The sequence below is a fragment of the Neobacillus sp. BP17 genome, assembly GCF_059579525.1.
In genome coordinates this window covers 1,958,652-1,983,531 of the sequence record NZ_CM184198.1, presented here as the reverse complement: position 1 = coordinate 1,983,531, position 24,880 = coordinate 1,958,652, and the positions used below count along the sequence as shown (strand labels likewise).

24 protein-coding genes, 2 tRNA genes and 1 pseudogene are annotated in these 24,880 nt (G+C 37.7%); 3 read left to right on the top strand and 24 right to left on the bottom strand.

Going from position 1 to position 24,880, the window contains the following annotated elements:
* Positions 1-18 precede the first annotated feature (18 nt).
* From AC4QJR_RS09575 to AC4QJR_RS09535, 9 genes and pseudogenes are all read right to left on the bottom strand, one after another.
* Positions 19-1,560 (bottom strand): response regulator transcription factor, encoded by a 1,542-nt coding sequence (locus AC4QJR_RS09575; protein WP_180230012.1) that lies wholly within the window; start codon positions 1,558-1,560, stop codon positions 19-21.
* Positions 1,553-3,346, bottom strand: a complete 1,794-nt coding sequence (locus AC4QJR_RS09570) for a cache domain-containing sensor histidine kinase (protein ID WP_496525982.1) — start codon at positions 3,344-3,346, stop codon at positions 1,553-1,555. The genes AC4QJR_RS09575 and AC4QJR_RS09570 overlap by 8 nt, the downstream gene beginning before the upstream one ends.
* A gap of 94 nt (positions 3,347-3,440) precedes the next feature.
* The gene (locus AC4QJR_RS09565) at positions 3,441-4,142 is read right to left on the bottom strand and encodes a YesL family protein (RefSeq protein ID WP_180230011.1); all 702 of its coding nucleotides are present in this window, start codon (positions 4,140-4,142) and stop codon (positions 3,441-3,443) included.
* A gap of 22 nt (positions 4,143-4,164) precedes the next feature.
* Positions 4,165-5,079 (bottom strand): carbohydrate ABC transporter permease, encoded by a 915-nt coding sequence (locus AC4QJR_RS09560; RefSeq protein WP_098572274.1) that lies wholly within the window; start codon positions 5,077-5,079, stop codon positions 4,165-4,167.
* A gap of 44 nt (positions 5,080-5,123) precedes the next feature.
* On the bottom strand, positions 5,124-6,014 hold the full coding sequence (locus AC4QJR_RS09555) for an ABC transporter permease (protein ID WP_098572273.1): 891 nt from the start codon (positions 6,012-6,014) through the stop codon (positions 5,124-5,126).
* A 71-nt stretch (positions 6,015-6,085) separates the two neighbouring features.
* Complete coding sequence (locus AC4QJR_RS09550; RefSeq protein WP_496525981.1) at positions 6,086-7,738, bottom strand: type 2 periplasmic-binding domain-containing protein; 1,653 nt, start codon at positions 7,736-7,738, stop codon at positions 6,086-6,088.
* A 691-nt stretch (positions 7,739-8,429) separates the two neighbouring features.
* Positions 8,430-9,133 (bottom strand): annotated as a pseudogene (locus tag AC4QJR_RS09545) (SAM-dependent methyltransferase).
* 84 nt (positions 9,134-9,217) lie between these two features.
* Positions 9,218-9,379, bottom strand: a complete 162-nt coding sequence (locus AC4QJR_RS09540) for a hypothetical protein (protein ID WP_375377406.1) — start codon at positions 9,377-9,379, stop codon at positions 9,218-9,220.
* 188 nt (positions 9,380-9,567) lie between these two features.
* Positions 9,568-9,649: transfer RNA gene (locus AC4QJR_RS09535), tRNA-OTHER, on the bottom strand.
* A 255-nt stretch (positions 9,650-9,904) separates the two neighbouring features.
* Between AC4QJR_RS09535 and AC4QJR_RS09530 the strand changes: the two genes are divergently transcribed.
* Entirely contained in the window at positions 9,905-10,189 is a 285-nt protein-coding gene (locus AC4QJR_RS09530) for a hypothetical protein (protein ID WP_098572254.1), read from the top strand.
* A gap of 102 nt (positions 10,190-10,291) precedes the next feature.
* Here the strand turns inward: AC4QJR_RS09530 and AC4QJR_RS09525 are convergent, their stop codons facing one another.
* From AC4QJR_RS09525 to AC4QJR_RS09480, 10 genes are all read right to left on the bottom strand, one after another.
* A complete protein-coding gene (locus tag AC4QJR_RS09525) occupies positions 10,292-10,504 on the bottom strand; it encodes a hypothetical protein (RefSeq protein ID WP_180230010.1) in 213 nt (70 codons plus the stop codon).
* A 189-nt stretch (positions 10,505-10,693) separates the two neighbouring features.
* Positions 10,694-10,849 (bottom strand): hypothetical protein, encoded by a 156-nt coding sequence (locus AC4QJR_RS09520; protein ID WP_496525980.1) that lies wholly within the window; start codon positions 10,847-10,849, stop codon positions 10,694-10,696.
* 27 nt (positions 10,850-10,876) lie between these two features.
* On the bottom strand, positions 10,877-11,086 hold the full coding sequence (locus tag AC4QJR_RS09515) for an ATP-dependent DNA ligase (RefSeq protein WP_375377424.1): 210 nt from the start codon (positions 11,084-11,086) through the stop codon (positions 10,877-10,879).
* 363 nt (positions 11,087-11,449) lie between these two features.
* Positions 11,450-11,941, bottom strand: coding sequence for a carbonic anhydrase (locus tag AC4QJR_RS09510; protein WP_496525979.1), 492 nt, complete (start codon positions 11,939-11,941; stop codon positions 11,450-11,452).
* Positions 11,942-12,040: 99 nt separating this feature from the next.
* A complete protein-coding gene (locus AC4QJR_RS09505; protein WP_098572272.1) occupies positions 12,041-12,406 on the bottom strand; it encodes a Na-translocating system protein MpsC family protein in 366 nt (121 codons plus the stop codon).
* 181 nt (positions 12,407-12,587) lie between these two features.
* Complete coding sequence (locus AC4QJR_RS09500; protein WP_496525978.1) at positions 12,588-15,200, bottom strand: DUF2309 domain-containing protein; 2,613 nt, start codon at positions 15,198-15,200, stop codon at positions 12,588-12,590.
* Positions 15,197-16,735, bottom strand: a complete 1,539-nt coding sequence (locus AC4QJR_RS09495) for an NADH dehydrogenase subunit 5 (protein ID WP_496526648.1) — start codon at positions 16,733-16,735, stop codon at positions 15,197-15,199. The genes AC4QJR_RS09500 and AC4QJR_RS09495 overlap by 4 nt, the downstream gene beginning before the upstream one ends.
* A 553-nt stretch (positions 16,736-17,288) precedes the next feature.
* Positions 17,289-17,396: a hypothetical protein gene (locus tag AC4QJR_RS09490; RefSeq protein ID WP_496526647.1), complete on the bottom strand. Its 108-nt coding sequence runs from the start codon at positions 17,394-17,396 to the stop codon at positions 17,289-17,291.
* A 271-nt stretch (positions 17,397-17,667) separates the two neighbouring features.
* The gene (locus AC4QJR_RS09485) at positions 17,668-17,946 is read right to left on the bottom strand and encodes a hypothetical protein (RefSeq protein WP_496525977.1); all 279 of its coding nucleotides are present in this window, start codon (positions 17,944-17,946) and stop codon (positions 17,668-17,670) included.
* Positions 17,947-18,116: 170 nt separating this feature from the next.
* A tRNA-Sec gene (locus tag AC4QJR_RS09480) sits at positions 18,117-18,213 on the bottom strand.
* A 299-nt stretch (positions 18,214-18,512) separates the two neighbouring features.
* Between AC4QJR_RS09480 and AC4QJR_RS09475 the strand changes: the two genes are divergently transcribed.
* On the top strand, positions 18,513-18,938 hold the full coding sequence (locus AC4QJR_RS09475; RefSeq protein ID WP_098572248.1) for a DUF2621 domain-containing protein: 426 nt from the start codon (positions 18,513-18,515) through the stop codon (positions 18,936-18,938).
* Positions 18,939-19,011: 73 nt separating this feature from the next.
* Here AC4QJR_RS09475 and AC4QJR_RS09470 read toward each other — a convergent pair whose 3' ends face one another.
* Together AC4QJR_RS09470 and AC4QJR_RS09465 are read right to left on the bottom strand one after the other, a co-directional pair.
* The gene (locus AC4QJR_RS09470) at positions 19,012-19,491 is read right to left on the bottom strand and encodes a CcdC family protein (RefSeq protein WP_375374831.1); all 480 of its coding nucleotides are present in this window, start codon (positions 19,489-19,491) and stop codon (positions 19,012-19,014) included.
* Between the two features lie 176 nt (positions 19,492-19,667).
* Entirely contained in the window at positions 19,668-20,375 is a 708-nt protein-coding gene (locus AC4QJR_RS09465) for a cytochrome c biogenesis CcdA family protein (protein WP_496525976.1), read from the bottom strand.
* Between the two features lie 280 nt (positions 20,376-20,655).
* Between AC4QJR_RS09465 and AC4QJR_RS09460 the strand changes: the two genes are divergently transcribed.
* A complete protein-coding gene (locus tag AC4QJR_RS09460; RefSeq protein ID WP_098572245.1) occupies positions 20,656-20,832 on the top strand; it encodes an aspartyl-phosphate phosphatase Spo0E family protein in 177 nt (58 codons plus the stop codon).
* A 55-nt stretch (positions 20,833-20,887) separates the two neighbouring features.
* On the opposite strand, the gene AC4QJR_RS09455 is transcribed toward AC4QJR_RS09460, so the two are convergent.
* From AC4QJR_RS09455 to AC4QJR_RS09445, 3 genes are all read right to left on the bottom strand, one after another.
* The gene (locus tag AC4QJR_RS09455) at positions 20,888-22,678 is read right to left on the bottom strand and encodes an ABC transporter ATP-binding protein (RefSeq protein WP_496525975.1); all 1,791 of its coding nucleotides are present in this window, start codon (positions 22,676-22,678) and stop codon (positions 20,888-20,890) included.
* A 1-nt stretch (position 22,679) separates the two neighbouring features.
* Positions 22,680-24,431: an ABC transporter transmembrane domain-containing protein gene (locus tag AC4QJR_RS09450; RefSeq protein WP_496525974.1), complete on the bottom strand. Its 1,752-nt coding sequence runs from the start codon at positions 24,429-24,431 to the stop codon at positions 22,680-22,682.
* A 229-nt stretch (positions 24,432-24,660) separates the two neighbouring features.
* The gene (locus AC4QJR_RS09445; protein WP_373561664.1) at positions 24,661-24,873 is read right to left on the bottom strand and encodes a YneF family protein; all 213 of its coding nucleotides are present in this window, start codon (positions 24,871-24,873) and stop codon (positions 24,661-24,663) included.
* Positions 24,874-24,880 lie beyond the last annotated feature (7 nt).

Here is a 24,880-nt window from a genome sequence, read left to right as displayed (position 1 = left end):
TATGTCGAAGTTTCAAACTTAAAATGGACTCTGATTTTTTGAACGGAAATCAATTGGTGTTGATCCTATTAACTTCTTAAATAGCTTGCTAAAATACTTTACATCGTTAAACCCGGATTGTTCTGCCACTTCATACACCTTTAATGAGGTATTTTCTAATAGTTCTTTTGCCTTCTGTATCCGTAGATTCATCACATAATCGATAAAATTTTCACCGATTAACTGTTTAAACAAGACACTAAAATAATTGCGGCTGATATGGACATGACTGGAGACCAACTGCAATGTCAGTTCTCCTGTATAATGACCATGAATAAAATCAAGAGCTTTTTGCATGATAGCATTGTCAGCATGCGGATGATGACGCTTTTGCTGGCCCAACTCGACATATTCTTCTATCTGCAGCAGCAGTGTACTCTTGATTTCATCTAACGTTTCTATCTTCTTTATCTGCTCATATTTTTCCATTAATGTATCAAAATCCAACTGTTTCATGAACAGATGGCCGAAAATCTCACAGGCATCATTTTTTATTTCCATTGGAAGAGCCATTTTCGACTCCCATTCTTGAAATCGGTTCGTTAAAAAGTCCATTAGTCTTTGTTTGTCATAAGGCAATAGAATTGGATGTAGCCACTCAATATCCAGTGAAGTCAATTTTCCCGCTTTAAATGATTCATAGCGGAATATAGATTCATTTGAATGAAAAAACCTTTGTTCAGAAGCTAATCGACTTCTTTCAAAACCCTTTTTTACAGATAATAGATCTTGAATCATTTCGAAGCCAACCGTAAAGCTAGAGTTTGTTTCCTGTTCGAGTTCCTCTTTTAATTTTCCGATAACCACATACGGATCTACTTTTGTGTTTAATAGAAAAAACATTTGATTCTCATTTACTGGAAAACAAATTCCCTCATCCATATTGTTATAAAAATAATTCTGAACATCTTCTAAAATCATTGTTTTATATAAAAAACCATACTGTTCTTCTAACATATCATTATGATTAAGTGTCATGGTTGACAAAAGGAATGGTTCCTTTAGCCAGCTCACTTTCTGATGGAGTTCCTCAGAAGAAGCGTCCTCAAGAATAACTTTTTTAATAGCCTGCTCTAGACTTTTTCGTTCCCTTATAAAAGTGGTTTGATTCACAAGTGCCAGTTTTTCTTCGACCATCCGATCCATTTTGATCATATCCACACACTTCTGAATTAGCTTGGTGAAATCCTCTGGTTCTAAGGTAGGTTTTAATACATAATCTACAGCACCTAACTGTAAGCCTTCCCGAACGTAATCAAAGTCGGTATAACTGCTAACGAGAATCACTTTTAACCGGGGAAAAAGTTGGAGCATTTCCTTCATTAATATAAGGCCATCCATAACAGGCATTTTAATATCTGTAATTAATAAATCAAGGGTTATGCCCTCTACTGCTTTAAGGGCTTCCTCTCCGTTTGGGTAATCTCCTACATAATGAAGGCCCTCCCTTGTCCAATCAACAGAGGCCTTTAAACCATATCGTATTACTGGTTCATCATCTACTACCATGACGTTATACATGCTTTCCACCCCCATCTTTAGGGAATAATTCTAAAGTAACCAAAGTCCCATGTTCTCCACTTTTAATCGTTACAGTTGATACTGGTGAAAAATAAAGCCGAACCGAATCGTACACATGATTCAACCCGATACCTAAAAATGAATTTTTGGTTTCCCCTTTTCGCCTGATTTGGTCTAATCTATCTTTTTGAATTCCGATTCCATTATCATGTACTTCAATTTTTACACCATTGTTTAAGGTACTTGCTTTAATCGATATGTTTCCAGATTTCCCAGTAGGAACCAGGCCATGGAAGGCTGCATTTTCTACAATAGGTTGAATAAGCATCCTAGGAATAACAAATACTTCGGTTCCTGCTTCGATATTCAGCTGTAAATCAAAAGTCTGATCATAGCGGATTTGTAGAATAACAAGGAATCGTTCAATAATTTCTAACTCTTGATGGAGCGTGACAAAGTTACCATTTTTCCCCATGCTCGCTTCAAGCAAACGACTTAATGCAGATAAAGCGGTATTTGCTTTATCTGTTTGCTTAAATTGTACAAGCCATCGGATGGTAGTAAGGGTATTAAATAGAAAATGTGGATTGATCCGATGTTTAATTGCCCTTAGTTCAGCTTCTGTCTTAAGACTTTGCTCCTCTTTTACTTGCTCCAGTAATTGATCAACTTGTTTCGTCATCTGGTTAAATTGGTCACTCATCAACCCAATCTCATCATTTGAATTAACTTCGGAGCGAACTTTAAAATTCCCTTTTCCGACCTGCCTCATTTGCTCCGTCAGTTTTTTTATCGGTTTTGTGACCTTATTGGTTGCAATTAAACCAAAAACAACAGCAAATAGAGTAAATAAGATCGAAATTAATATGGTAATTTGCTGGAGCTTTGTCAACTCACCCGTAATTTCCTTAATAGGCACAATCCCCACCAATGACCAGCCATTCGACAATGGTTGTTTCACTCCATAAAATAGTTCATCATTGTTCTTAAATTCAAATTCATCAGTATTTTTATTTTGAATATGCTTGAACAAACCAGGATTTTCAACAGTCTTGTTGATTTTATCCATATTGGAATCAATCATGATTTGACCCTTGTCGTTAACAACAAAAAAATGGCCTGTTTTTCCAAGCTTTAATTGTTCTATTTTATTCAGGATTGATTTACCGTCCAGATTCACCTGTATATAAGCGATATTCCCCATGTTAGTAAAGTCTTTCATAACCCTAGTGACTGGCAGAACAAGCTCCGTATTCTCACCAGCCCCGCTAAATAAATCATATTGGAGCCCCCGCCAAACGAGGCCCCCATCTTTCTTCTTGGATTCCTGAATCCAATCGAAATCTACGAGATGATATTTGCTCAATTTAACAGGTGAAAAAGTTCCGCTCCCCCAGCTCGTTCCCTCTTCTTTTAATATATAGAGAATTCGAACAAAGGAGCTTGAAAAAATTTGTGAATTTAAAAAAGTTTTTATTTCATCATAATTCTGTTCTTTATCAATCCGAGAAAGTTGGGGTTCCCGGTCCATTTTGACCATTTCCTGAAGCCGCTTGTTACTATACAGAAGATCCGACATATCACTTCCTACCGACAAAGCGAATGATAGGGATTCAGCCGCCTGGGTAGCTGTCTGAAGAGAAGATTCCCTGACATTTTCTTTCACAATGTTAGAGGAAGAGATAAAATAGAATACACTTATGAACGAAGTAGGAATCAATATCCCAATACAAATAGCAAGGATAACCTTCGTAGAAAACTTTTTAATTAGTGGCTTCTTGTTCATATGATCCCTTCTTTTCTTCCATTCATCTGTATTCCATGTTACCGCTTCAATCAATATGGTTCAACCGCGATTTAACTAAAATAGTTATCTATCATTAATTGGTAAATAATTCTTGACTAGTTTGCCTCTTTTTCAATTCAGCTCTCATACTTTTCTCATAAAAATAAGTCGATAGAAGAGCGACCAACCCAGGCAAAATAAAGAGTAATAAAGGTGGAAAGACCATCCACATGATATAAGCAGCTGCGAATATCTCAAAAATCATAAGAAGCCCATTGAAAGGATATTTGAGCAATAACATCATGCTATTGCTTAAGTATGCCTTCAAAGGTAATTCCTGGTCGACAAGAAAACTATAAACGTACAGGAAGAAAAATGGGGTCACAATGGCCAGAGCATAAAAGAAGGTCGCCAATATAGGAGAAAGCCCTGCATAATACCTTATGGATAAGTAAAATACAGTTAATACTGCGGTATTAATAATCCCAAAGATCATACTTTTTACGTATTCCCTTGTGTAATACTTCCAGAAAAACTTAAAAAACGGAAGCTCATCGTAACCTTTTATATATTTTCTTGCCAGTGCCAAGGTTGTCACAGTCGCTGGGATTGCCACAAATGGAAAAAGGATTAGGCCTGTGATGCCCATCATATGAACGGTAGCTACATCAGGTGCCCCCCAGAGATACGCTCCTATTAATATATATGGGACATTTAAGAGCCACCAAATCCCCGTCAGTTTTAGAATCGTATAGAGCGAATTCATCAAATGGTTACTGTGTTGAAATAAGTTCATTTGCATGTCCCCTTAAAAAAGGCTATTCCTTAACAGAACCGATTACTAATCCGCTTGTAAAATATTTCTGTAAAAACGGATAGATTAATAGTACAGGAATTGTAGAAACCACAATCTTCGCGGCATTTAATGTTTGATTTGAAATTTCAGCTACAGCTTTTAATTGAGACACATCTGTAATTTTTGTTACGTCGATGTTTAGTTGTTGAATATATGTTTGCAATGGATAATTAGCCGCTTTGTTAATATAAAGCAAACCACTAAAGTAGTCATTCCAATGACCTACAATTGCAAAAAGTGAAATAGTGGCCAACGCTGGCAGTGAAATAGGTAAATAAACTTTGAATAAGACTTTTAATTTTGTCGCCCCATCCATAATTGCCGCTTCTTCCAATGAACTTGGAATACTCTTAAAAAAGTTCATAAGTAGGATAATGTTAAAGATTGGTACTGCACCTGGCAATACAAGCGACCAAATGGTATCAAGCAATCCTAAGCTCTTTACAACTAAGAACGTTGGGATCATCCCACCGGAAAAAAGCATTGCAAAAATTAATAAATTCATATAAATATTACGTGATCTAAATTGCTGCTTACTTTTTGACAATGGATAAGCCATCAAAATTGTTAACAACATATTAAGGGCCGTCCCTAGGACCACTCTTTCTACCGATATCATAAACGATCTCCAAAACTGTGTATCACCTAAGAGCACTTTATAAGCACCGACATTAAAATTGACAGGCAGTAACCCCACTTCATTTGCTTGGGCCGCAACTCGGTCGCTAAAAGAGATAGATACCATGTTAAGTAAAGGTAATACACATAGGGCTGTCACTAATAAAAGAGTAACCCAGATACATATATCAGCAATCCTGCTTCCAAGTGGTTTAGAGCGTTTAGATATTTTCAACCCTCTCCCCCATGTAATAGCCATCTGACTGGAGACTGTTTTTGGTTTCATTGGATCTGTCCCTCCTTTTAAAAAATCCTCATGTTTGCAAGTTTTTTAGATAATTCGTTGGCTGATAAAATGAGGACGCAGCTTACCACTGATTTTAATAAGCCAATGGCTGTTGCAAAACTATATTGTTGACCTATGAGACCAATTCGGTAAACATAAGTATCAATGACATCCCCAGTTTCATAGACAATCGGATTATACAAGGCAAAAATCTGGTCAAAACCAGCGTTTAAGATATTCCCCAAATTGAGTGCGGTAATCAACATAATGGTTGGTAAAATACCTGGTAAGGTGACATGCAATAATTGCTTAAAACGATTCGCACCATCCATTGAAGATGCCTCATATAGCCCTGGGTCAATCCCCGTTAACGCGGCCAAATAAACAATGGCACCATAGCCAAAACCTTTCCATACATCGGTTGAAACAATGATACTTCTAAACCACTCGTTGCTCCCTAAGAATAAAATTGGCTTATGTCCAAACGCCTGTAAGAAATTATTTACTGGTCCATGATAGTCAAAAATGTTTATAAAAACGGCTGCTAAAACGGCCCACGATAAAAAGTTTGGTAAATAAACAATCGTTTGAATCGATTTCTTTGCCCATTTCAATCTAATTTCGTTTAATAGTAAGGCAAATATAATGGGTACCAGCGTTCCTAGAATAATCTTACCAACTGCTATCACAAGAGTATTCCTTAGTATCTTCATACTATCTGGAATTTCAAGCATATATTTAAAGTTTTCAAAACCGACCCATTCGGATCCAAAAACACCTTTAGCAGGAACATAATCTTCAAATGCCATAATGATTCCAAACATTGGTATAAAACTAAAAATAATCAAAAAAATCATGCCTGGTGCCAACATTAGATGATACTCCAGCTGCCCACCACGTTTTTTCATGTCCATCGCACCCTCTTCTTAGAATAATGATTTTAAATGGGTACAAATCAAGATTTGTACCCATTTGTAGATTACTTTTCTTTAATGGCTTCCGAAACTTCTTTCGTAATTTCAGTACCGCCTGTTTTCTTCCAGTTTTCAACAAACTTATCAAAGTAATCTAAGTCTTTCTCACCTGTTACAATCTTTAAGAACGCCTCATCTTCTAACTTTGTTAAATTAGCCCATTTTAACTTCATGCTTTTGGTCTGGCCAAAGAAAACTGGATTTACCTCATTTATTTTTGTTTCAGCCATTAACTTACCCGCTACCACTCTGGAATTATAAGCACTCCATTGATTAGCGTCTGCCTTCGCTGGGTCTTTTAAATAATCTGTGATCTTTTGATAGGATGATAGATCATCTAGTGATAATGTTTTAGGATCTTTTTTACCTTCAATGGCAGCATTAATATTTTCATACATTTGTGCTGTTGCATCATTAAAGTTAACCATGATATTTACTGGTGCCCCACGGTCTCCGCCAAATTTAATGAAATCTACTACAGGCTGGTAATTACGGTCTTCTTGACGCAGCTTATCATCTAATGCACTAACTAATTTAGGAAGTACTTCTGGATGTTTAAAACCTTTTCTTACAACATAGAATTCAGATGCCGGGTTTTGTGTATAAGCTGTGATGGTGCCACTACCATCTTTTGAAATGATAAATGGTGCCCATTCAGCATTTGGATTTTTCTGTTTGGCAGAATTCAAAGGATAATCTGGGGTCCACCATGGTCCAAAGTACGCACCTGTCTGACCTCCAATGATCAAATCTTCAATACTTTTACGTACTGCTATTTGAGGATCGATTAGACCTTTTTTGTACCAATCAGCCAGTTTGCCTAACCCTTGTTTTGTTTCTTCTGTAATTGATCCATAAACTACCTTGCCATCTTGTTCAATCCATTGACGCGGGAATGAATCATAAGTTTGAAGGATATTGTCCGCTTGGAACAGTGATCCGTACATTCCACCAATACTTGGGGATAGCGCTAAACCTACTGTAATTCCTTTCCCATTACCACCTGGATCTTTTTGGGTAAATTCAGTTAAGATTTTCTCTACGTCATCCAACGTCTTTGGTCCTTTTAAGCCAAGCTTATCCAACCAATCTTGGCGGAGCCAAAGCATAGTTGGGATGTTTGCATTTTGTGTTGATGGCAGGGCCATTAGTTTACCATCGAATGTAGCAGCTTCCAATGCACGACCATCGTATGAATCATACATATCTTTTACTAAGTCAGAAGTACTTGATTCATACACATCTGTTAGATCGGCAATTAATTCATTATCGACCAACTGACGTAATGTTGCAGCATCAACAGCCATAATGTCAGGTATATCACCTGATGCAACAGCCATGGAAACTTTCTGTTTGTAGGCATCTCCATCTTGTGCCTCAAACTTATTTTTACTTTGAATATTAAGCGTTTCCTTTAAGTATTTTGTATAAGCATTGTCTTCGTATGTTTGTCCTGGAGGTAATTTTGCAATACCAGGTGTGGACTTCCCTACCGTATAATTGACTGTTTCTTTATATTTCCCGAATGGTTTTAATTCTTCTTTGGTGGCTATTGGTTTTGTATCTGTATCTCTAGAAGAACTTGGGCCAACCGAGCATCCTGCCAAAATTCCAAATGACATCATGGTTACTGCAGCAATTGAAAAAACTTTTTTCATGATTGTTTCCTCCAACTCATTGTTTCAAATCAGTTAACTAAACTGCTAGCTTTTTAGAGAATCTTCCCTTAAATCTAATAGAAAAAATTTGCGGTGTTCAACTTAGTCCAATAATGTACCGCTTACAAAGCTTCATAAAAATAACACTAGTACAAATGTAATGGATTTAACTTTATCATTTGGTTCCCCCTTACTATCTATTTATAAGTTAATTATGATTCTAAAACCCCATTCAGGAAACCGTTTCCATCATAGAGAAGGTGTCTTATATTACGAACATCTCTACCTCGTTTTCCCATAAAAAGGATTTAGTGTTTTTTATTAAATTTAATAGAGATAAAAAACTCCTTTTTTTATTCGTTTCTAGTAGGAATTGTAAAAAACATAAAATTTTACATGAGAAAAAGCCTCCAAACTATGTAATTTGAAGGCTTTGAATAAACTCAGGTTTCTTGGGGTTCAAATACATACACTTGATGAATGAAATGCTTTAATGCATAATACGCTCTTCTGTAAAACAGTCATTCCATAAAAGATTGTATTTCCTATTTCCCAAGGTCTTGTGGTTATACAAGTAATACTGCCCCAGATAAGTAAAAGACCGCCGCAGCGATCTTGACTTTTACTCCCATATTTTTAGTAAGATGTGTTTTAAAAAAGGGGCAACGCTTACACGTTACCCCTTTCTTTTCTAAGCTTTTTTTATTTTTAACATCGAGTTAGCATTTTTCTGAAATTCATATGGTACTTTGACTTCTTCAACCATACAGCCATTGTCAGTCAAATAACCTATTATTTCATCTAATTTCTCGTATCTGTTTCCCTGTAAATCAACTAAAGGAAAAATTCGAACTTCCTCTTTCGTTATCCTTAAGAACTCAGTTAACGGTTCGATGTGAATTGATAATCTAAACGATCCGCATACATAAATAGAAAATGTGCAGATAGAAGAATATCAAATTGTTCATCCTTAAACGGTAAAATAGGTAGAGGAACGGGAATGTATCTTTCTCTGGATTCTATCATATGGTTGGTACAATCTTGTAAGGCACTTAAACGATTATTTCTAAGTCCTTCTATATCCTTGAAATAATCCCATTTATAATTGTTATGGGCTTTTTCCATATGCTCCATCGCGTGTTTAATATCCTGAAGACCTTTATTTTTTAGGTCTTCACCTGAGTGATAATAAGCAATATCGCACGCTGTTACATCTAAATCTGATTTGTTACCAACAGCAGTATATGAACAAGCTCCTGCTGGACAATCAAGTATTTTCTTTCCTTTTAGTTCTTCCTCTGAAAGAGAAAACATATCAAAATACTCTTCGAATGTTCTCCCAATAAAAACAATTCTTTCTAAACCGAACTTTATACTCTGCTCTACATTACTCAACTAAACTCACCTCATCAAAAAGCATTACATTCCCAGTTTCATAACCAAGTTGGTTCCTATAATTATTTTGCTGTGACCTTTAAATTATCCTTGAATTGTAGGTTTTGCCAAACCCTCAGTTTGTTTGAAGGCCATAAATCGCTCAAACATTTCAAACAGAGTCATCTTTTGCTCAGTTTGTTTGAACCGTTTAATATTCTGATTACTTCTTGAACCTTTTCGCTGAGTTTTCCTTACGGGTTGCATAAAAAAATCCACCCTTCTTACAAGAATTTGGTGGATTTGACACACTGGTACACACAAAATCAGTCGCACTTGTACTATGTAATTTTTAGAAAAAATACTGGTGACTTTTTAACTTTAACTCATTTTTCAAACAGTCGGTAAAACAAAGATGAAAAACAGTCGAAACCCTTGATATATCTGGGTTTAGTTGGCGGGACTGCGTGGGAATCGAACCCACCAGACCTGGCACGCAGGTCTCAAGCAGTTTTGAAGACCACGTAATACAATCCGCTTAATCATTCCGTTCAATCAGCGTTAACCTCAACGTTCAATCAACGCTTTACACAGTTTTCGGTCAATCACCGTTACAGTTTTCGTTCGTCCTTTACGGTCTTATAATAGTTGAAAGGTAGCGAAAATGTCAAGATTCGAAAACCGTACGCCAACGATGTCCGCAAATATAAAAATTTTGAATTCGCTAGTTTGCATTTACACAAAAAGTAAAAAATTGTAAAATTAACCAAAAGAGTGTTGGAGGGGATTCGCATGTCAAACGCATTAAAATGGGCGGGCTATTTCGCCATTATTACCGGAATCATCATCGCCATTTACCTTATTACTTCGTTAAAGGTAATCGACATAAACGCAATTGACTATCAATCACCGCACCCTTATCGCTGGCTATACGCTTCCCTAGTCCTCGCAGTCACAATGCCAACCGGTCTAATGTCGGTCGCTGCCTCGAGCTTCGTCGAAAAGAAATTCACCGACTACACTTACGACGCGAAAGAACGGAAAAATGAATCGTATCATAACCGCCCATTTTATTAAGCCTTGGCGTACCTGCCGTGGCTTTTTTAGCTGAAATAGTTACTCTCGGTTTTCTTGGTTTGAAATATCCTATTTCGTTTCACCCCAATAAAAAACACCCGATTATTCGGATGCGTACTTAATTATTCCATGTAAATAAACCGAGTATTCTCGCTGTATACACTCTCTTAACTTGATTTTTCCTTCACTTTCTAATTCTCCAACCCATTCTTCAATCTTTTTTTCATCTTCTTTTGTAGCCTTAGGAATCTCTGTTGAAAAGAAATTACCTCGACTTGCTTTGTGTAGATTTTTTAATAAACCAACTTTATTCATTGGGTCATCCCCTTTATCTATAATTTTCGACATAAAGGAGGTTTTCTCCTTTGATACCAATAATTTTCTCGAGTTTTCTTATTCAGCTAACGAGTGCTTTGTTAAATAAGATGTCATCAAAAAAGTCCTTTTTCTTTTGGTAAATTATCAAGGTTATTGTATAACAGATCTTTAAAAAAGAGTAGGTCGTTAAACCCACTCTACAAAACTAGGCAGCCGTAATAAGCCAGCTTTAGTTAGATTTCGGTATTTCACACGTAAACCAATCGGAGCTACATACGCAAAATCATCTGTTTCCTTTATGATTGGAGCGCGATACACTTTCGCTTTTTCACGCGTAAGCACACCGAGTTCCATCACGCCCATGTATTTTCAATCAGTGTCAGCTAATTGCCAGCCGAAATCCTTCGGTTGCTTACGGTAGCCAACAACGATTATATCAGCGTACTGGTAATTGATAACCTTCAGCCAGGAGTGCGATCTCTTGCCGACTTCGTAACGTGAATCTTTGCGTTTTAGAACAATTCCTTCGAGGTCTTGCGTATGTACAAACCCTAATTTATTAAAGGTAAAAGAACTTATGAAGAAATAGTTAGTAAATATCCTGAATATAAGTAGTCTTTTACAATATTGGACAATTTATAGTTGTATCTTCTCGTAGAAAAGGGAAATAAACGTGTACATAGGGGCTTCCTTCGGGAAGTCTTTCTTTTGTAAGCAATATTAAATAAAAATAACATGAAAAAAGGAATACAGCCACCGTTTAAGGTGACTGCTTAATGAGCGAACACTTAATTTATCAACTTTTTTGGCAAGTAAGATATGTATAAAAAATCTATCATTGAATGCCTCTTTAGATATTAAAATAAAAAATAAAAATGTCCATTTTCTTTTAATTTGAGGAATTAAGACTCTGATTTCATTAATATTTAGGTAAATAGTTTATTAGACAATTCCAGATAGCTTTTCATTCTCCTTTTTAATAAATAATTCATTGACCTTTACATGCGACGGAAGCAGCGGATGATGGCGAATGATGTGGACTGTTTTTTGGACACCATCCATTAAAGTTTTTCCTCCCTGTAACCATTCACTTACCGTACCCCTAGGAAATTCTGGCTTGGTATTACTAAAAAGATAATTCAGTGTTTGAATCTTATCCTTTAATTCTTTGTTTTTATTAATTTTGATCAGTATATCCTCAGTGTTCTTTTGATAATCATCTGTGAAGGCAACAACGATTTCTTCAACATTTTCCTGAAAGACCGTAATGATTATGTCCCTCACTAATTCGTCGAAGGGGTGTGAAATGACCAGTTGATTTCTATGCAAGATAATCATATTTTCCTGATTGTTGGTTTCTTCTTTAATAAAACGTTCTAATTTATGATCCATACCAATCACATATAGTACTTTTTTCTTTTCATCTCTAGACATCAAATTCACCTCATTATTAATTTGTATTGTACTCTAAATAAGATTCTGATGCTTTCCTTTAGAAAAAGATATTTAAGCCTTGAATATATCCTTTTATTTCTAACATAATTTGCTTTGCAGATTGCTGGAAAGCTTAAAGACCATTGATCGTTCTCCAGTATGCGTACTAATATCGGTGTGAAAACTAATTACTTCTTCGCCTGTTATCGTTAAGATAATTTCCTTTAAATCAGCCAGACCGGATTCCACTAAACTGTTGCGATATTCTTTTACTGATAACAATCCTTCTTTATCCCGACATACTTCATATTCTGCAGGAGTTAAAATAGCTCCAAGAATCACAATCACCATATCCCGTAATATATCTGATTTAACTGATACGGAGCCTCGTCCAAGATAATTTTTCTCCCAATGTGTTAAAGCTTTGCTTATTTCAGCTTCAAGAATTCCTTTTGATTTTTCCATACCGATTCCTTTTCCTTTATTCAAAGTTACATTCATAGATGGCCAAACATTGCCTATAATATTCAAAAAACAATCTATTTTATCAACGTAACACTATCTTTTAGAAAGCTATTTACCATTGCTTTAAGAACTGAAAAGAAAAGCAGCCTAATCAAGCACATTATATAAAAACCAGGAATTGTTAAGACCAACTCTCCCAGTGTCCTTCCGGGTCAATGGACGCAAGCCGAATCCATCCGTTTTTCACTTTTTGCTGAAAGGCATGATCGTGGTCGAGCATCCTTTTTACATATTCCTTTGGCGCTTGGATGACCACCAGCAAACGTAGTGGCTCATGATATGCCTCTTCATCTGATTTCATCACAGATTGCCAGGGAAGTCCGGATAGTAAGTCACTAGCGTTCCCTTGCATGACCCCGAGCCCAGCTGTCAAGGTTTGGGTTGTTTTATTCCCGCTTCCATAATAATGAGGGGCAACAGTAGATGCATAATATTGCAGATTAATCCATTGAGCTACCGTTGCAGGTCCGGAAATAATGTTTGCTAGAATATGACCGTTTTTATCCTTCTTCCAGTTATAATTATTGAGGAAAACTCTTCCACCCAGATTGCAACCTTGGGTCAGCCAACGTTCCCCGATGATAAACGCAGCGTTGCGCGCTAAACCCCATTCCGGACGCACCTCACTCCAATCTTCTGAAAGTCGTTGAGCCTCAGCCTTTGGACTTTTAAGATGGGGTCCGATATTTGGCAATTGCGGAATCCTCTCAGAATTGGCTTCCTCACTCACCTTTGGCAACTCGGCCTGGACACGATAAAATGCTTTCTTAGCTTCATCTGATAGTTCTGGAATGTAAAGCCAACGCAATTCATCAAGTGTAGTAATATGCTCAGCAGCTGCAAAAACGGTATCTTTAGGAATAATTATTCCCTCTGTTTCGAGGCTCTTCCTTACGGTTGGCAGATTGCACAATGCTGCCAGCACTCTTGCATTGAATCCGCTTGAGGCTCCTCCACATGCACCGCAGTCGAGTGCGGAACTATATGGATTGTTCGTGCTGTGACTTCCATGTCCGCAAATAACCACTAGTGGTGCAAAATGATCGGTGAGCCCCATCATTATTAGTGCCTGCCTTACGTAGTGTACTTTTTCTTTCACCGAAAAGCCAGTTGGCAAAGCTTTTTCAAATGTTTGCGTATGGTCAAGCAAGAGTTCATGGGATGGTTTATGTAGCCATCTTTCGTGCAATTTCCTTAATGTCCGTCCTGCACTCCTAGGCACAAAGCTGCGAGCGAGTGATTGCAAGCTGAGCCAAGGACCGCTAATTTCCGGCAATACCATACTGGAAATCAGATTATGTTTCATCGCATTAAATGTATAACCTATTGAATTGACTACATGATGCCGTTGTTGATAGGATTCAGACTCCGGTGAAAACTCTTTTATTTTGTATTGCGGTTTAAACATTACAGGCAAAGAGTTATGCGTATGGTTACTGCCAAGCTCGTAGGTTTCTATCGGTAATCCGAAAAAGCCTGCTGTTCCAAAAGTCTTAAATTCTCCTCCTTTTTCAAGTTTGCGGCGAAAAGGCTCTGAACGAACATCAATACAAAATACAAACTGAGCCAGTTCCGGCTTTATGTTTTCCGCCTCTTCTGCCGTCTGTTGGGATATAAGCATCTTCTTTAATTGGTCCTCATATGTTTTTTCCCATGCTTCAAGCCATAGTCGATTGCGTTGAATCTTATCAAAACGATATGCAAGGGTCAAACATGCCTTTATTTCTGTAGACGATAACTGAGACCAAGCATTGATTGACAGGTTCCCCCATTCGGCCCAGGCCGTAATCAATGGTTCTAAATGTACTTTATTGTTTCTTTTTTCAGGCAAGGGAAGAAAGGGTTTAACTAAAGCCCATTCCATCGATATTCGGACGGCTAAATACTCAAGTAGTAGCGAACTTTCTTCGGTCGATTGCTGCGAACGCCAAAGCATCATGCCACTCCAGCCCGGTAATGCAAGGAAATGGCCTTCAAAATATTCTTGAATTTCTGAAAATCGAATTTCTAGTGCGAACAAAACTTCCATTAATGCAGCATCAGCTTCTTCCGGCAAATCACTTAATTGTTTACGGACCTTACGGCTAAGTGCCGGGTCGTGCTGGACTAATTTCCGCCACGCACGATAGAAACCTTCTTCACGATTTGGCATCGACCAGACAGCTTGGGACTCATCAAGAAACAATTTACACCACTTGATAATATTGCAGTTAAGATCGTGAGCTGCATTTACCCTTCCCAGCTGTTCCAAGCGTTGGCTATAGGTTTTGACCGAATGTTTTTCGGTCATTTGGGATGTAAAACGGTTTAGTTTTCTTGCCATACTTTTTAACTTAGGTTCTTCCATAGTGCTGGAAGGTAGTTGCTTTTGCATTAGTGCAGCTCGGCAGAACCGCTCTGCGACCTCATACGGCAACTCCAAAGATTGTGTGTTTAGCCAATGTTGAAGTCCATTTTCTAAAAAATCCTGATGAATCTCGCCTCGTTCCCAAGCAGATTGAAATACGGAGTCATTAGGATAGATATCTATATCACAAGTATCTTTGAGCCAGTAAGCCGTTTTTTCAAACGTTTGTCCCTCCAAGCCTACCCAGGGGTTACGTGCTGCAAATGTGTTAATTGGCCCGAGCGGTACAATAACCCTGCTGGCCGATTTCACTAAGTCAATAAGATCAAAATCAAGACTATCAGGCAGCTTTTCCCAATGTAATGTTTTTGCTAATGTTGTATTCATCGTAAATGACCTCCTCTAAAGAATGATTGTGTCAAATATTTAGGATGACTTTCTATCAAATTATTTTGAGGCTCACCCAATCGTACAAGCCAAAGATAAATAACAAAATAGGCAGCTGATGAACGATTACGAGCAAGCCATGCACCTGCAGCACTTCCGGCCAATAAAATAATCAGAAGTAAAATTGCCGCCGGTTCCGGTGGTTGCATTCCCTTCGGGATTGAATTTTGTAATACACCATAAAAAGCATCATGTACGAAATTATATACAATTGCCGCTACTGCAAATAAAGAAAATCCTGCAATCCGCGCGATATGTCCAGAACCAAAAGCCACGAGCTGGGTCCAGGCTAATGAAACTGACCACCCTAAGGTAAGAGCGCTTATGATTTGATAATTCTCTCCAGATGAAGATAGCCAAAGACCAATTGCCACCAGGAGGCCTAAAATCCCTCCTGTGATTGTCCATAATAATGACAATGGCTGGTTTGACTCTGATGTTGGCTTCTTGTGATGTTGAAGCGTAGAGCCAGCCTGTAAGAAAAGAGTTGACTTAAATAGACCATGTAAGACAGCGTGGATAATGGCAGCCAAAAAAGCACCTAATGCACATTGGATTAACATAAACCCCATCTGTGCAATCGTAGACCCAACAAGCTGTCGTTTATAATCAACCTGGACCAGCATAATTCCGGTACCTGTCATGACTGAAACACTAGACACTAAAAGTAAAACGATTTGGGTAATATCTCCACTAAAAAGCGGAGAGAACCGAGTCAAGATAATTCCGCCAGCATTCACTAATCCCGCATGCATTACCGCGGATACAGGAGTTGGAGCTACTACTGAATTCAATAGCCAGCGTTGGAAAGGCCACTGTGCTGCCGGAATTACGACAGCCAAGATTAGCATCAGGCTAATACAAGTCCTTTCCCATAAATCAAGCTGTGTAAGACTGCTTTTTGTGAGGACAAGCGACAACTGCCAATGCCCAGTGGATTGGGTTACCCAGATGACAGCTCCAAACAGTATAAGCCAGCTTATTGCAAATAGTCGTCCTGATTGTTTAGCTGCGTTTCTAGCAACACTCCACTCCTTTTTTAATCTTATCAGTAGTATTAGCCCCAGGAGTGTAACCCCCCAGCAAATCAGCAACAGGCGAAGATCATTACTTAGCCAGACAACTGAATCAGCAGTAATAGTAATAGTCAGCAAGGCAAAATATTTTCGATAGGAACGATCACCAAGGAAGTAACGAACAGAATAGCACTGCACGATAAAACCGATGGTAAGGACAAACAATACCAGCATCCATGATAAGGAATCAAGCCACCAGGGACCATAAATTATGGTCTCCTTGGTAGTAACAAGGACCATTAGGGCAGCCAGTGGAGGCAACAATGTGATACCGATGTGAAGCCGAACAAAAGACAGTGGAACCCTTGGATATAACAGGAACAGTGCACTAAGCACCGATATCGCAAGCAATACAAAAAATATTTCTGGCAGGGAATTTAACATTTTACTTCCCTCCATCGGTGGATAGAATAAACCAACATTATGAAAATATGACTTTGACCGATTTCCTTCATTACGCTGCATTCCTTTCTGTTTTATAAAAAACAAAAAAACCGACAATTTTTAAGCATAATGGTCAAAACCATTAAACTTTGAAAATTGTCGGTTTACTTTTAACGGGCCATTCAGGCCTTTTAATAGTCTACCTAATTATGTAATAGTATTCATACCTAAGAGGTATATTTACAGATTACCCTTTTGTTATAGATTTACTTTTTCATTGAATCAATAGATAGTTATTAACCTTATGCTAAAGTAATCTATTTAGTTAGGGAAATCATTTAATCAATTTATTTATGAAATGAATTTTACTATTAATGAAAAATTATGTCAAGTTGTAATTCGGTTCAAACTTACTGGGTCTCCGAGTAATTCGTCCTATCCATTTACATACCAACTTTCTTTCCAATCACTGTCCACGAAGATAAGGCTATTTACCTTCCACCAACCCGATTATCTACTTGCCCTTTTTTGAATTCATCTCTGGAAAAAAATAAACTCAAAACTTGTGCTATCCTTGGACATCCATATTGCTCATCTGAATATATTTACGTGTCATGCTCATATCTGTATGCCCTAAAGTTTTTTGTAAGCTAAATGGATCTCCACCTTTTTTTATATACCATAGTGCACCAGTATGACGAAATGTATGAGGACTGACACGTATCTATATTTACGTTCTCCCTCTTCATTGCGTAAAGTTCTGAAATTCGCACTAGCGTATCTAAACTTCAGCGGGTGTGAATGATTCTAACGTATCCTCAGGTATTTTTATCGGCTTGAAATCCTCATGGATAGGCTCAGTAATTCATTCCTTCTTATGACAGTACCTAATCAATGCCCTTATATTACGAATGCGAATATTAACTGACATAGGGGAAAGTTCCTTATCAATGAAGCATATACCCTACATATCCTTGGAAATCCTCTGTAGTAACGTTCTCATTCGTCATTTCTTCACCAAGAAAACCTTTGAGATAGGCATAGTTATTGTAGTACTCATCAAGCGCCCTAGGTGTTAATCCTTCTGTTTTCTTAGCGGTCATAAACTTATTAAACATCTGATCCAATGTCAGGATATTGGAATTTGCCTTTGTTTTCGTTTTGCTTCCCTCTCTAATCTTACCTAGTTTCGGCTTTACCTTCTTTGGAATAACCTTTGATTGCATAAATATAACCTCCAATAAATAATTATTTGGAGGTTGAAGGAAACGTTCTCTACAGTCTCTGTAACAGTCCCTCTACAGCCTTTCCAGTAGATAGGAGTGAGACTGTGAAGGAATCTGTAGAATTATTAATCAATATAAACTTTCGAAAACCCTTGATACATCAATAAATTTGGCGGGACTGCGTGGGAATCGAACCCACCAGACCTGGCACGCAGGTCTCAAGCAGTTTTGAAGACTGTGGAGGACACCAGTACCCCATTCAGCCCCATGATTTTAATATATCAATATAGTTGTAAGTATAACAACAAAAGCTATCTTATCCAATAGATTTCATCATTTGTTATCATATTACAATGGAAAATGATGATAATCAATACATACCGCGTATTTGTCATTTTTTCGACAAGCTTTTCAATTGTCAAAAGGAATTCTTAAGTTGATTGGAGATTACTATACCAGCAGAAGAACATCAGGTAAAATTTATACAATTACGTCCAATACTTGTCTATCCTTATAAAAAAAGATTATAATAAAATGAAAAATAGTTATTTATGTAGGTGAATAGAATGCTTCATGGTTGGTTTTTATGGTTTATCCTGTTCTGGGTAGTTTTCCTAGTTGGTTCTTTTGCCATCGGTGGATTTTTTATGTTCCGGAAGTTTTTGAAAAAGATGCCGAAAGAAGATGGCAAGTCAGTTATGGATTGGGAAGAACATTATGTTAATGAATCCCGTCATTTGTGGGGACCCGAGGAGAAAGTGCTCCTTGAGGATTTAGTCAGCCCTGTTCCCGAACTTTTCCGTGATGTGGCCAGACATAAGATTGCAGGAAAAATTGGCGAAATCGCCTTAAAAGAAAAAGCTCCAAAAATTACTCAAGATTTAGTTATTCGCGGCTATATTCAAGCAACACCAAAGAGAGATCATAAATTCTTACGCAAAAAGCTGTTTGAAAATCGGATTGATGTCGCTCCCTTTGAGCACCTATTTTAACCGTCTAGATAATAGACGGTTATTTATTTTCAATAAAAAAACTGATCCAATAAAGGACCAGTCTCTCTCTTTACTATATCTGTTTCCCACCATGCAGCTGTTTGAACAGTTTTTTATAGTCCAAATACATCGCGATCCGCCAAGGCACAATCATTGAATAGGCCAGGAGGAAGAACATACCGCTTAGTTCTCCAATATCGATGGTTGCACTTAGCACCGACTTCATGACAAGACGTACAACTAATAGCCCAACTAATATAAAGAAAAATGCTTTGGAGCGTTTTAGATAAATATCGTTATCACGAATTTCAAACTTCGAGGTTTTAATAAGTAAAATAGAGAATAGCATCCCCACAATTGCTGCCTCGAACATTTCTGCTCCAGTTAATCTAAATTGCGGTTCAATATACATTAATGCCCCACTCGACATGAACAGAGGCGGTAGAATTATTTTACGAGCATTGGTGGGTTTCTTTGCGGCTTTCATCCGGACTACTAAGGCCAGACTACCCATAAACACCGCTCCAATTGAAGAAGCAAGAACTATGTTCATTAGATTCATTCCTTATCTAATTTATTTACTACCCCATTATAACTCAAATAAATGGATTTGAAAAAAATTATCTCAATAAAAAGGAACCCATTTTTACCAACCTTGTTATCGATACAAAAAGGGAAAAACCTCCTCAGGAATTTTCCCTTACATACAATATTTATATTTTTATATATTTAGAACCCTGTAAAGCCACCAAACAAATTTGAAAAAATCGAAATGATTTTTGTCATCCAGTCAAAGAATAAGACAATCCCCATGACAATCATTATGTAACCACCAATTTTGACGATTTTCCCGCTGTTCTTCTTAATCCAATTCATGCGGCCAAGGAAAAATGAAAGAATAAAGAAAGGAATCGCAAAACCTAGCGAGTAAGCAATCATATATATCATCCCAGAACCAGGATTAGTCGCTGCTAAGGAGATAACAAATGAAAGAATTGGTCCGGTACATGGTGTCCATCCAGCTGCAAACGCCATCCCGATTAAAACGGAACCAAAATAACCAGAAGGACGATTTTTAAATTCAATACGGCGATCCTTCATCATAAACTTCGGATTTAAAATTCCAACGATCACTAAACCAAAGAAAACAATAAAAATTCCGCCGAGTTGACGAATTAGATCTTTATACTGTAAAAAAAAGCTTCCTAGAAACGAAGTTCCAAATCCAATCGCAATAAAAATAATTGAAAAGCCTAATAGAAAAAATAAGGTGTGGAGTAAACTCCGCCTTTGAAGCATGGCATTTTCACTTTTTAACTCCCCAACAGACATCCCTGTGATATATGAGAGAAATGCAGGATAAAGCGGCAAACAACAGGGTGAAATAAAACTTAAAAATCCTGCCCCTAATGCTAAAAATATATTTACATCTGACATATTAACACTCCCACTATAGTCGATACGTTTCTATTCTAACAAATGTTTGTTGTAAATGATAATGTTGAACTTGAATATTTTGTGTCGCACTCGTTTTTTATTTCTCCTTTCCAATACTTCTCCTAACTATTTATATGCATAAATTGGATGGGTATTTATTTACAATTCTCTTTGAAAAAATTTACAACATAGGTTATACTAGTAAAACCAATTGATATTTGGTATATTAGTATTCTGTTTTAACCAAAATTTAGGGGTTACTCTGGAAAGGAAATCGGCCGTGACAAAGGATGATTTAGTTACTTTAATTGAAAAAAAACGAGCTGAATTAATTCAAGTCGCTACTAGCAACGGCTTGACATCCTCCGTTGCGATTCGCTACAGCCAGGAGCTTGACCACCTCTTAAATGAATATCATCGTATATATATAAAAAAGGTTCCATCATCAGCTTGTTAAGAAAAAACTCCTATAAAAATACGAAAAGCCTGGCAGCGCTGCCAGGCTTTCTTCATTAATTCACAACATCCATACTCTCTACCACTCCATTTTGTAAAAGGAACATTTTATGGTATAACCCACCTAGAGCGAGGAGTTCCTGGTGTGTTCCCCTTTCAACAATTTCTCCTTGGTGCAAAACTAAGATTAAATCAGCATCTTGAATCGTTGACAGCCGATGAGCAATCGCAATGGTGGTTCGCCCTTTTCGCATTTTGGAGAGGGCCGTTTGAATAGCTTCCTCTGTTTCCGTATCAATATTGGCTGTTGCTTCATCAAGGACCAATATTTTAGGATTGGTCGCAATCGTTCTAGCAAAGGCGATTAATTGCCTTTGACCGCTAGAGAAAGCGGTCCCTCTCTCTACTACTTTATGATCAAATCCATCGTCCAATTTTTCTATAAAGGTATGGGCCTGGACAAACCTCGCCGCCTCTTCCACTTGTTCGTCCAACATGTCATTGGCATGCAGGCGTATATTGTCCTTTACCGTCCCGAAGAATAAAAACGGATCCTGTAAAACGAGGCCCATTTTCTCTCGGAGCTCTGTTTTGGTGAAATTCCGGATAGAATGACCATCAATGAAGATGTCACCCCGTTCATATTCATAGAACCGCATCAACAAATTAATGATTGAGCTTTTCCCGCTACCGGTATGACCAACTAGGGCGACGGTTTCGCCAGGTTTAGCCGTGAATGAAATAGATTTAAGCACATCCTGTTTCCCATTATAGGAAAAACTCAAATCCTTAAATTCAATTTTCCCTTGCTCAATCGCTAGACTGTTCTCTTCCTTTTGGGCAGGTGCTAACTCCGATTCATCTAATAATTTAAAGACGCGTGATCCAGCGACAATTGCTTGCTGGTACAAGGAAAGTCTCATCATCATTTGATTAACCGGTTCAAAAAAACGATCCAGATAGTTGATAAAGGCATATAAAACTCCGATTTCAATCACATGGTTCAAAGAAGTAAGCCCAAAATACGATAACACAATGATTAATGCTATAACGTAAATCAAATCTATCGCTGGTCTTAACAGAAGTCCGTCAATTTTAAGATTCTTTATTCCTGCCTCATAGTGCTGGTCATTTATCATTCCAAATTCAGCACGCAGTCTTTTTTCCTGACGAAACACTTGAATGATGCCCATTCCTGATAAAGATTCACTTAACTTGGCATTCAACTGGCTCAGTCGTTCGCGCATATCAAGGTAGAATCGTGAACTTAACTTTCGATAGAGGTTCATGACAAATACCAGCATTGGAAGGATAATGACGCATAATAATCCAAGTTTGATATTCAAGATAAACATCGCGATAAAAATCCCTAATAATAAAACCCCACCTTGGATAAACGTTGCAATAACTGTGACAAACATGTCTTTAATCGCTTCGGTATCATTCGTTACCCTAGAGACAATACTTCCGGCAGGTGTTTGATCAAAATATTTCAGCCCAAGTGACTGAACTTTAGAAAAAACATCTATTCGAAGCTGTTGAATAATTTTTAAAGCTAGCTCTTGGAATTTTACAAATTGAAAAAACATTAGAATGGCTTTGATAATTTGAATGCCCATATATGTGGAGCCAAGGATTAATAGAGGCTGAAATTCAAGCTTTCCGGGTGTTAAATAATCATCGATAAAAATTTTGACTAGGATCGGAAGGACAATATCACCGATGGTCGTTAATAATAGAAAGATAAATGCCATTCCTATCAGTTTTTTATGTGGTTTCGTGTAGGACAGCAGCCGAAATAATATATTTCGTTGTTCACGGTCAGAAAGATGTATTTTCTCTTCCATATTAATGTCCTCCATGCTCGACCAGCTCTTCTAGCTGCTGGCGTATATACATTTGCTTATACCATCCGCCCATTTCCATTAATGCCTGATGGGTGCCTCTTTCGACAATCTTACCCTCTTCGAGAACGAGAATGAGATTGGCATGTTGAATCGCACTTAATCGATGGGATGTAATAATGGTTGTTTTTCCTTCCCGGTTTTCTCTTAACGAAGAAAGAATGGCTTCTTCTGTTTTTGCATCTACTGCAGATAAGGAATCGTCGAGGACCAATACTTCTGGATTCATCAAAATAGCCCGGGCAATCGAAATCCTCTGTTTTTGCCCGCCAGATAATGACACCCCCCTCTCCCCAACAACCGTATGATACCCTTCCGCAAATTGAAGGATATCATCATGGATATTCGCTAACTTTGCGGCATTCTCTATTTCCTCTATCGTGGAGTTAGGATTTGTAAAGGCGATGTTTTCACCGACTGTAGCCGAAAACAAAAAGTGATCTTGCGGTACATAACCAATCGCCTCACGTAATTTTTCAAGTTTGTAGGCCTGAAGTTTCTTTCCACCAAAAGTAATTTCCCCTTGATAACTATCAAACTCACGAATGAGCAGCTTTAATAGTGTTGTTTTCCCGGCTCCCGTTTTACCCACTATACCGAGTGTTTCCCCGGCATGTAGAGAAAAGTTAATATCCTTTAAAACTGGTTCCGTTTCATTTGGGTAGGTAAACTTCTCAAGGTCGAATTTTATTTTTCCTGCCGGCACTACGTTTAAAGCATCCTCCTGATCGGTAATATCTACTTTTTCCTGAAGGAGCAAGGTGACACGGTCATAGGAAGCCCTGCCTCGCTCAACAATATTAAACAACCAGCCAAATGCAAGCATCGGCCAAATAAGTAACCCCAAATATGTAGTAAACGAAAGTAATTGTCCAATCGTTAGTTCCCCATTAAGGACATATCTAGAACCAAATACAATCGATAAAAAGAAAGAAATCCCCACAATAATTGATATCGTTGGATCAAACAGTGAATCAATTTTAGCAACACTAATATTTTTTTGGACAACATCTTCTGATTTCTTCCGAAAATCCTCGATATCTTCGTTTTCCTGACCAAACGTCTTAATCACTTTAATCCCAGTAATACTTTCCTGTGTTTTATCATTTAAGGACGAGAAAGCTTCTTGTGCCTGATAAAAGGTTCGATGAAGCATTGTTCCAAACCAACTCGTAAGGATGACCATAAAAGGCATAGGAATCAAACAAATTAAGGTAAGTTTCCAGCTGATTGTAAATGCCATCGCACAGATCACAAAGCCACCAGTTGACAGCGAATCAACCAACGTTAACACGCCAACACCAGCTGTTTGCTGAATTGCTTGCAGATCATTTGTAGCATGGGCCATCAAATCGCCAATACGACGCTTTTGGTAGAATGATGGAGACATATTTGTAAAATGCTGATACAGTCGATTCCGAAGCAGTCTACTGAGCTTTACAGATGACCCAAAAATCATCACTCTCCAATAATAGCGGAGAACATACATTGCCAGGCCTACTGCAACAAGAGCCCCTATCCACTGAAGGAGGATTCCCTTTGTCATAGTCCCATCCTTAATTTCGTCAGCGATGATTCCAATGACCTTTGGCGGCACTAACTGAAGGACAGCTACAAGCATTAAGATTAATATCCCTGAAATATACGCTTTTTTCTCTTTTTTAAAATACCATGCTAAGTCTAAAAATACTTTCATCCAACCGCCCCCAAAACACAAAAAAATAAATTGTTGTCAGGTAAAATAATCCATTTACTGGAGTTCCATTTTACCAAATATTATCAAGATAAGAAAGATTAAGAATACTTATTGAGGACGAAAAAACATAAGGATCTTCCTTTATGAAAATAAAAACCACCTGTCGGAATTTAATAAATTCAGAAAGGTGGTTAATTATTGTCTGATCGGATCGTGTTCGCTTGTCCGTTTATTTAGATTGTTGCTTGTTCATGGCAGCCATCATTTGGTTGATCTTCTTTTGTGATGGTTTTTGTCCCATTTGCATCATCATCATTTTCAGCATTTGTTCATTGATAGGCGGATTTTTCTTTAAGTAGCTCATCATATATTTACGAGCAATGAAAAATCCTAGTGCTACACCAGCTGCTAGTGCCAGTATACCAACTAGAACGTAATACATATTCAAC

What these genes read in the sequence shown, in the direction of transcription:
- AC4QJR_RS09575 (WP_180230012.1), bottom strand. Translation starts at nt 1,560, where the DNA reads ATGTATAACGTCATGGTAGTAGATGATGAACCAGTAATACGATATGGT.
- AC4QJR_RS09500 (WP_496525978.1), bottom strand. Translation starts at nt 15,200, where the DNA reads ATGAATACAACATTAGCAAAAACATTACATTGGGAAAAGCTGCCTGAT.
- AC4QJR_RS09475 (WP_098572248.1), top strand. Translation starts at nt 18,513, where the DNA reads ATGCTTCATGGTTGGTTTTTATGGTTTATCCTGTTCTGGGTAGTTTTC.
- AC4QJR_RS09505 (WP_098572272.1), bottom strand. Translation starts at nt 12,406, where the DNA reads ATGGAAAAATCAAAAGGAATTCTTGAAGCTGAAATAAGCAAAGCTTTA.
- AC4QJR_RS09455 (WP_496525975.1), bottom strand. Translation starts at nt 22,678, where the DNA reads ATGGAAGAGAAAATACATCTTTCTGACCGTGAACAACGAAATATATTA.
- AC4QJR_RS09550 (WP_496525981.1), bottom strand. Translation starts at nt 7,738, where the DNA reads ATGAAAAAAGTTTTTTCAATTGCTGCAGTAACCATGATGTCATTTGGA.
- AC4QJR_RS09570 (WP_496525982.1), bottom strand. Translation starts at nt 3,346, where the DNA reads ATGAACAAGAAGCCACTAATTAAAAAGTTTTCTACGAAGGTTATCCTT.
- AC4QJR_RS09470 (WP_375374831.1), bottom strand. Translation starts at nt 19,491, where the DNA reads ATGAACATAGTTCTTGCTTCTTCAATTGGAGCGGTGTTTATGGGTAGT.
- AC4QJR_RS09485 (WP_496525977.1), bottom strand. Translation starts at nt 17,946, where the DNA reads ATGCAATCAAAGGTTATTCCAAAGAAGGTAAAGCCGAAACTAGGTAAG.
- AC4QJR_RS09555 (WP_098572273.1), bottom strand. Translation starts at nt 6,014, where the DNA reads ATGAAAAAACGTGGTGGGCAGCTGGAGTATCATCTAATGTTGGCACCA.
- AC4QJR_RS09540 (WP_375377406.1), bottom strand. Translation starts at nt 9,379, where the DNA reads ATGCAACCCGTAAGGAAAACTCAGCGAAAAGGTTCAAGAAGTAATCAG.
- AC4QJR_RS09495 (WP_496526648.1), bottom strand. Translation starts at nt 16,735, where the DNA reads ATGGAGGGAAGTAAAATGTTAAATTCCCTGCCAGAAATATTTTTTGTA.
- AC4QJR_RS09450 (WP_496525974.1), bottom strand. Translation starts at nt 24,431, where the DNA reads ATGAAAGTATTTTTAGACTTAGCATGGTATTTTAAAAAAGAGAAAAAA.
- AC4QJR_RS09445 (WP_373561664.1), bottom strand. Translation starts at nt 24,873, where the DNA reads ATGTATTACGTTCTAGTTGGTATACTGGCACTAGCAGCTGGTGTAGCA.
- AC4QJR_RS09465 (WP_496525976.1), bottom strand. Translation starts at nt 20,375, where the DNA reads ATGTCAGATGTAAATATATTTTTAGCATTAGGGGCAGGATTTTTAAGT.
- AC4QJR_RS09510 (WP_496525979.1), bottom strand. Translation starts at nt 11,941, where the DNA reads ATGTCTAGAGATGAAAAGAAAAAAGTACTATATGTGATTGGTATGGAT.
- AC4QJR_RS09560 (WP_098572274.1), bottom strand. Translation starts at nt 5,079, where the DNA reads ATGGCTATTACATGGGGGAGAGGGTTGAAAATATCTAAACGCTCTAAA.
- AC4QJR_RS09525 (WP_180230010.1), bottom strand. Translation starts at nt 10,504, where the DNA reads ATGAATAAAGTTGGTTTATTAAAAAATCTACACAAAGCAAGTCGAGGT.
- AC4QJR_RS09530 (WP_098572254.1), top strand. Translation starts at nt 9,905, where the DNA reads ATGTCAAACGCATTAAAATGGGCGGGCTATTTCGCCATTATTACCGGA.
- AC4QJR_RS09565 (WP_180230011.1), bottom strand. Translation starts at nt 4,142, where the DNA reads ATGAACTTATTTCAACACAGTAACCATTTGATGAATTCGCTCTATACG.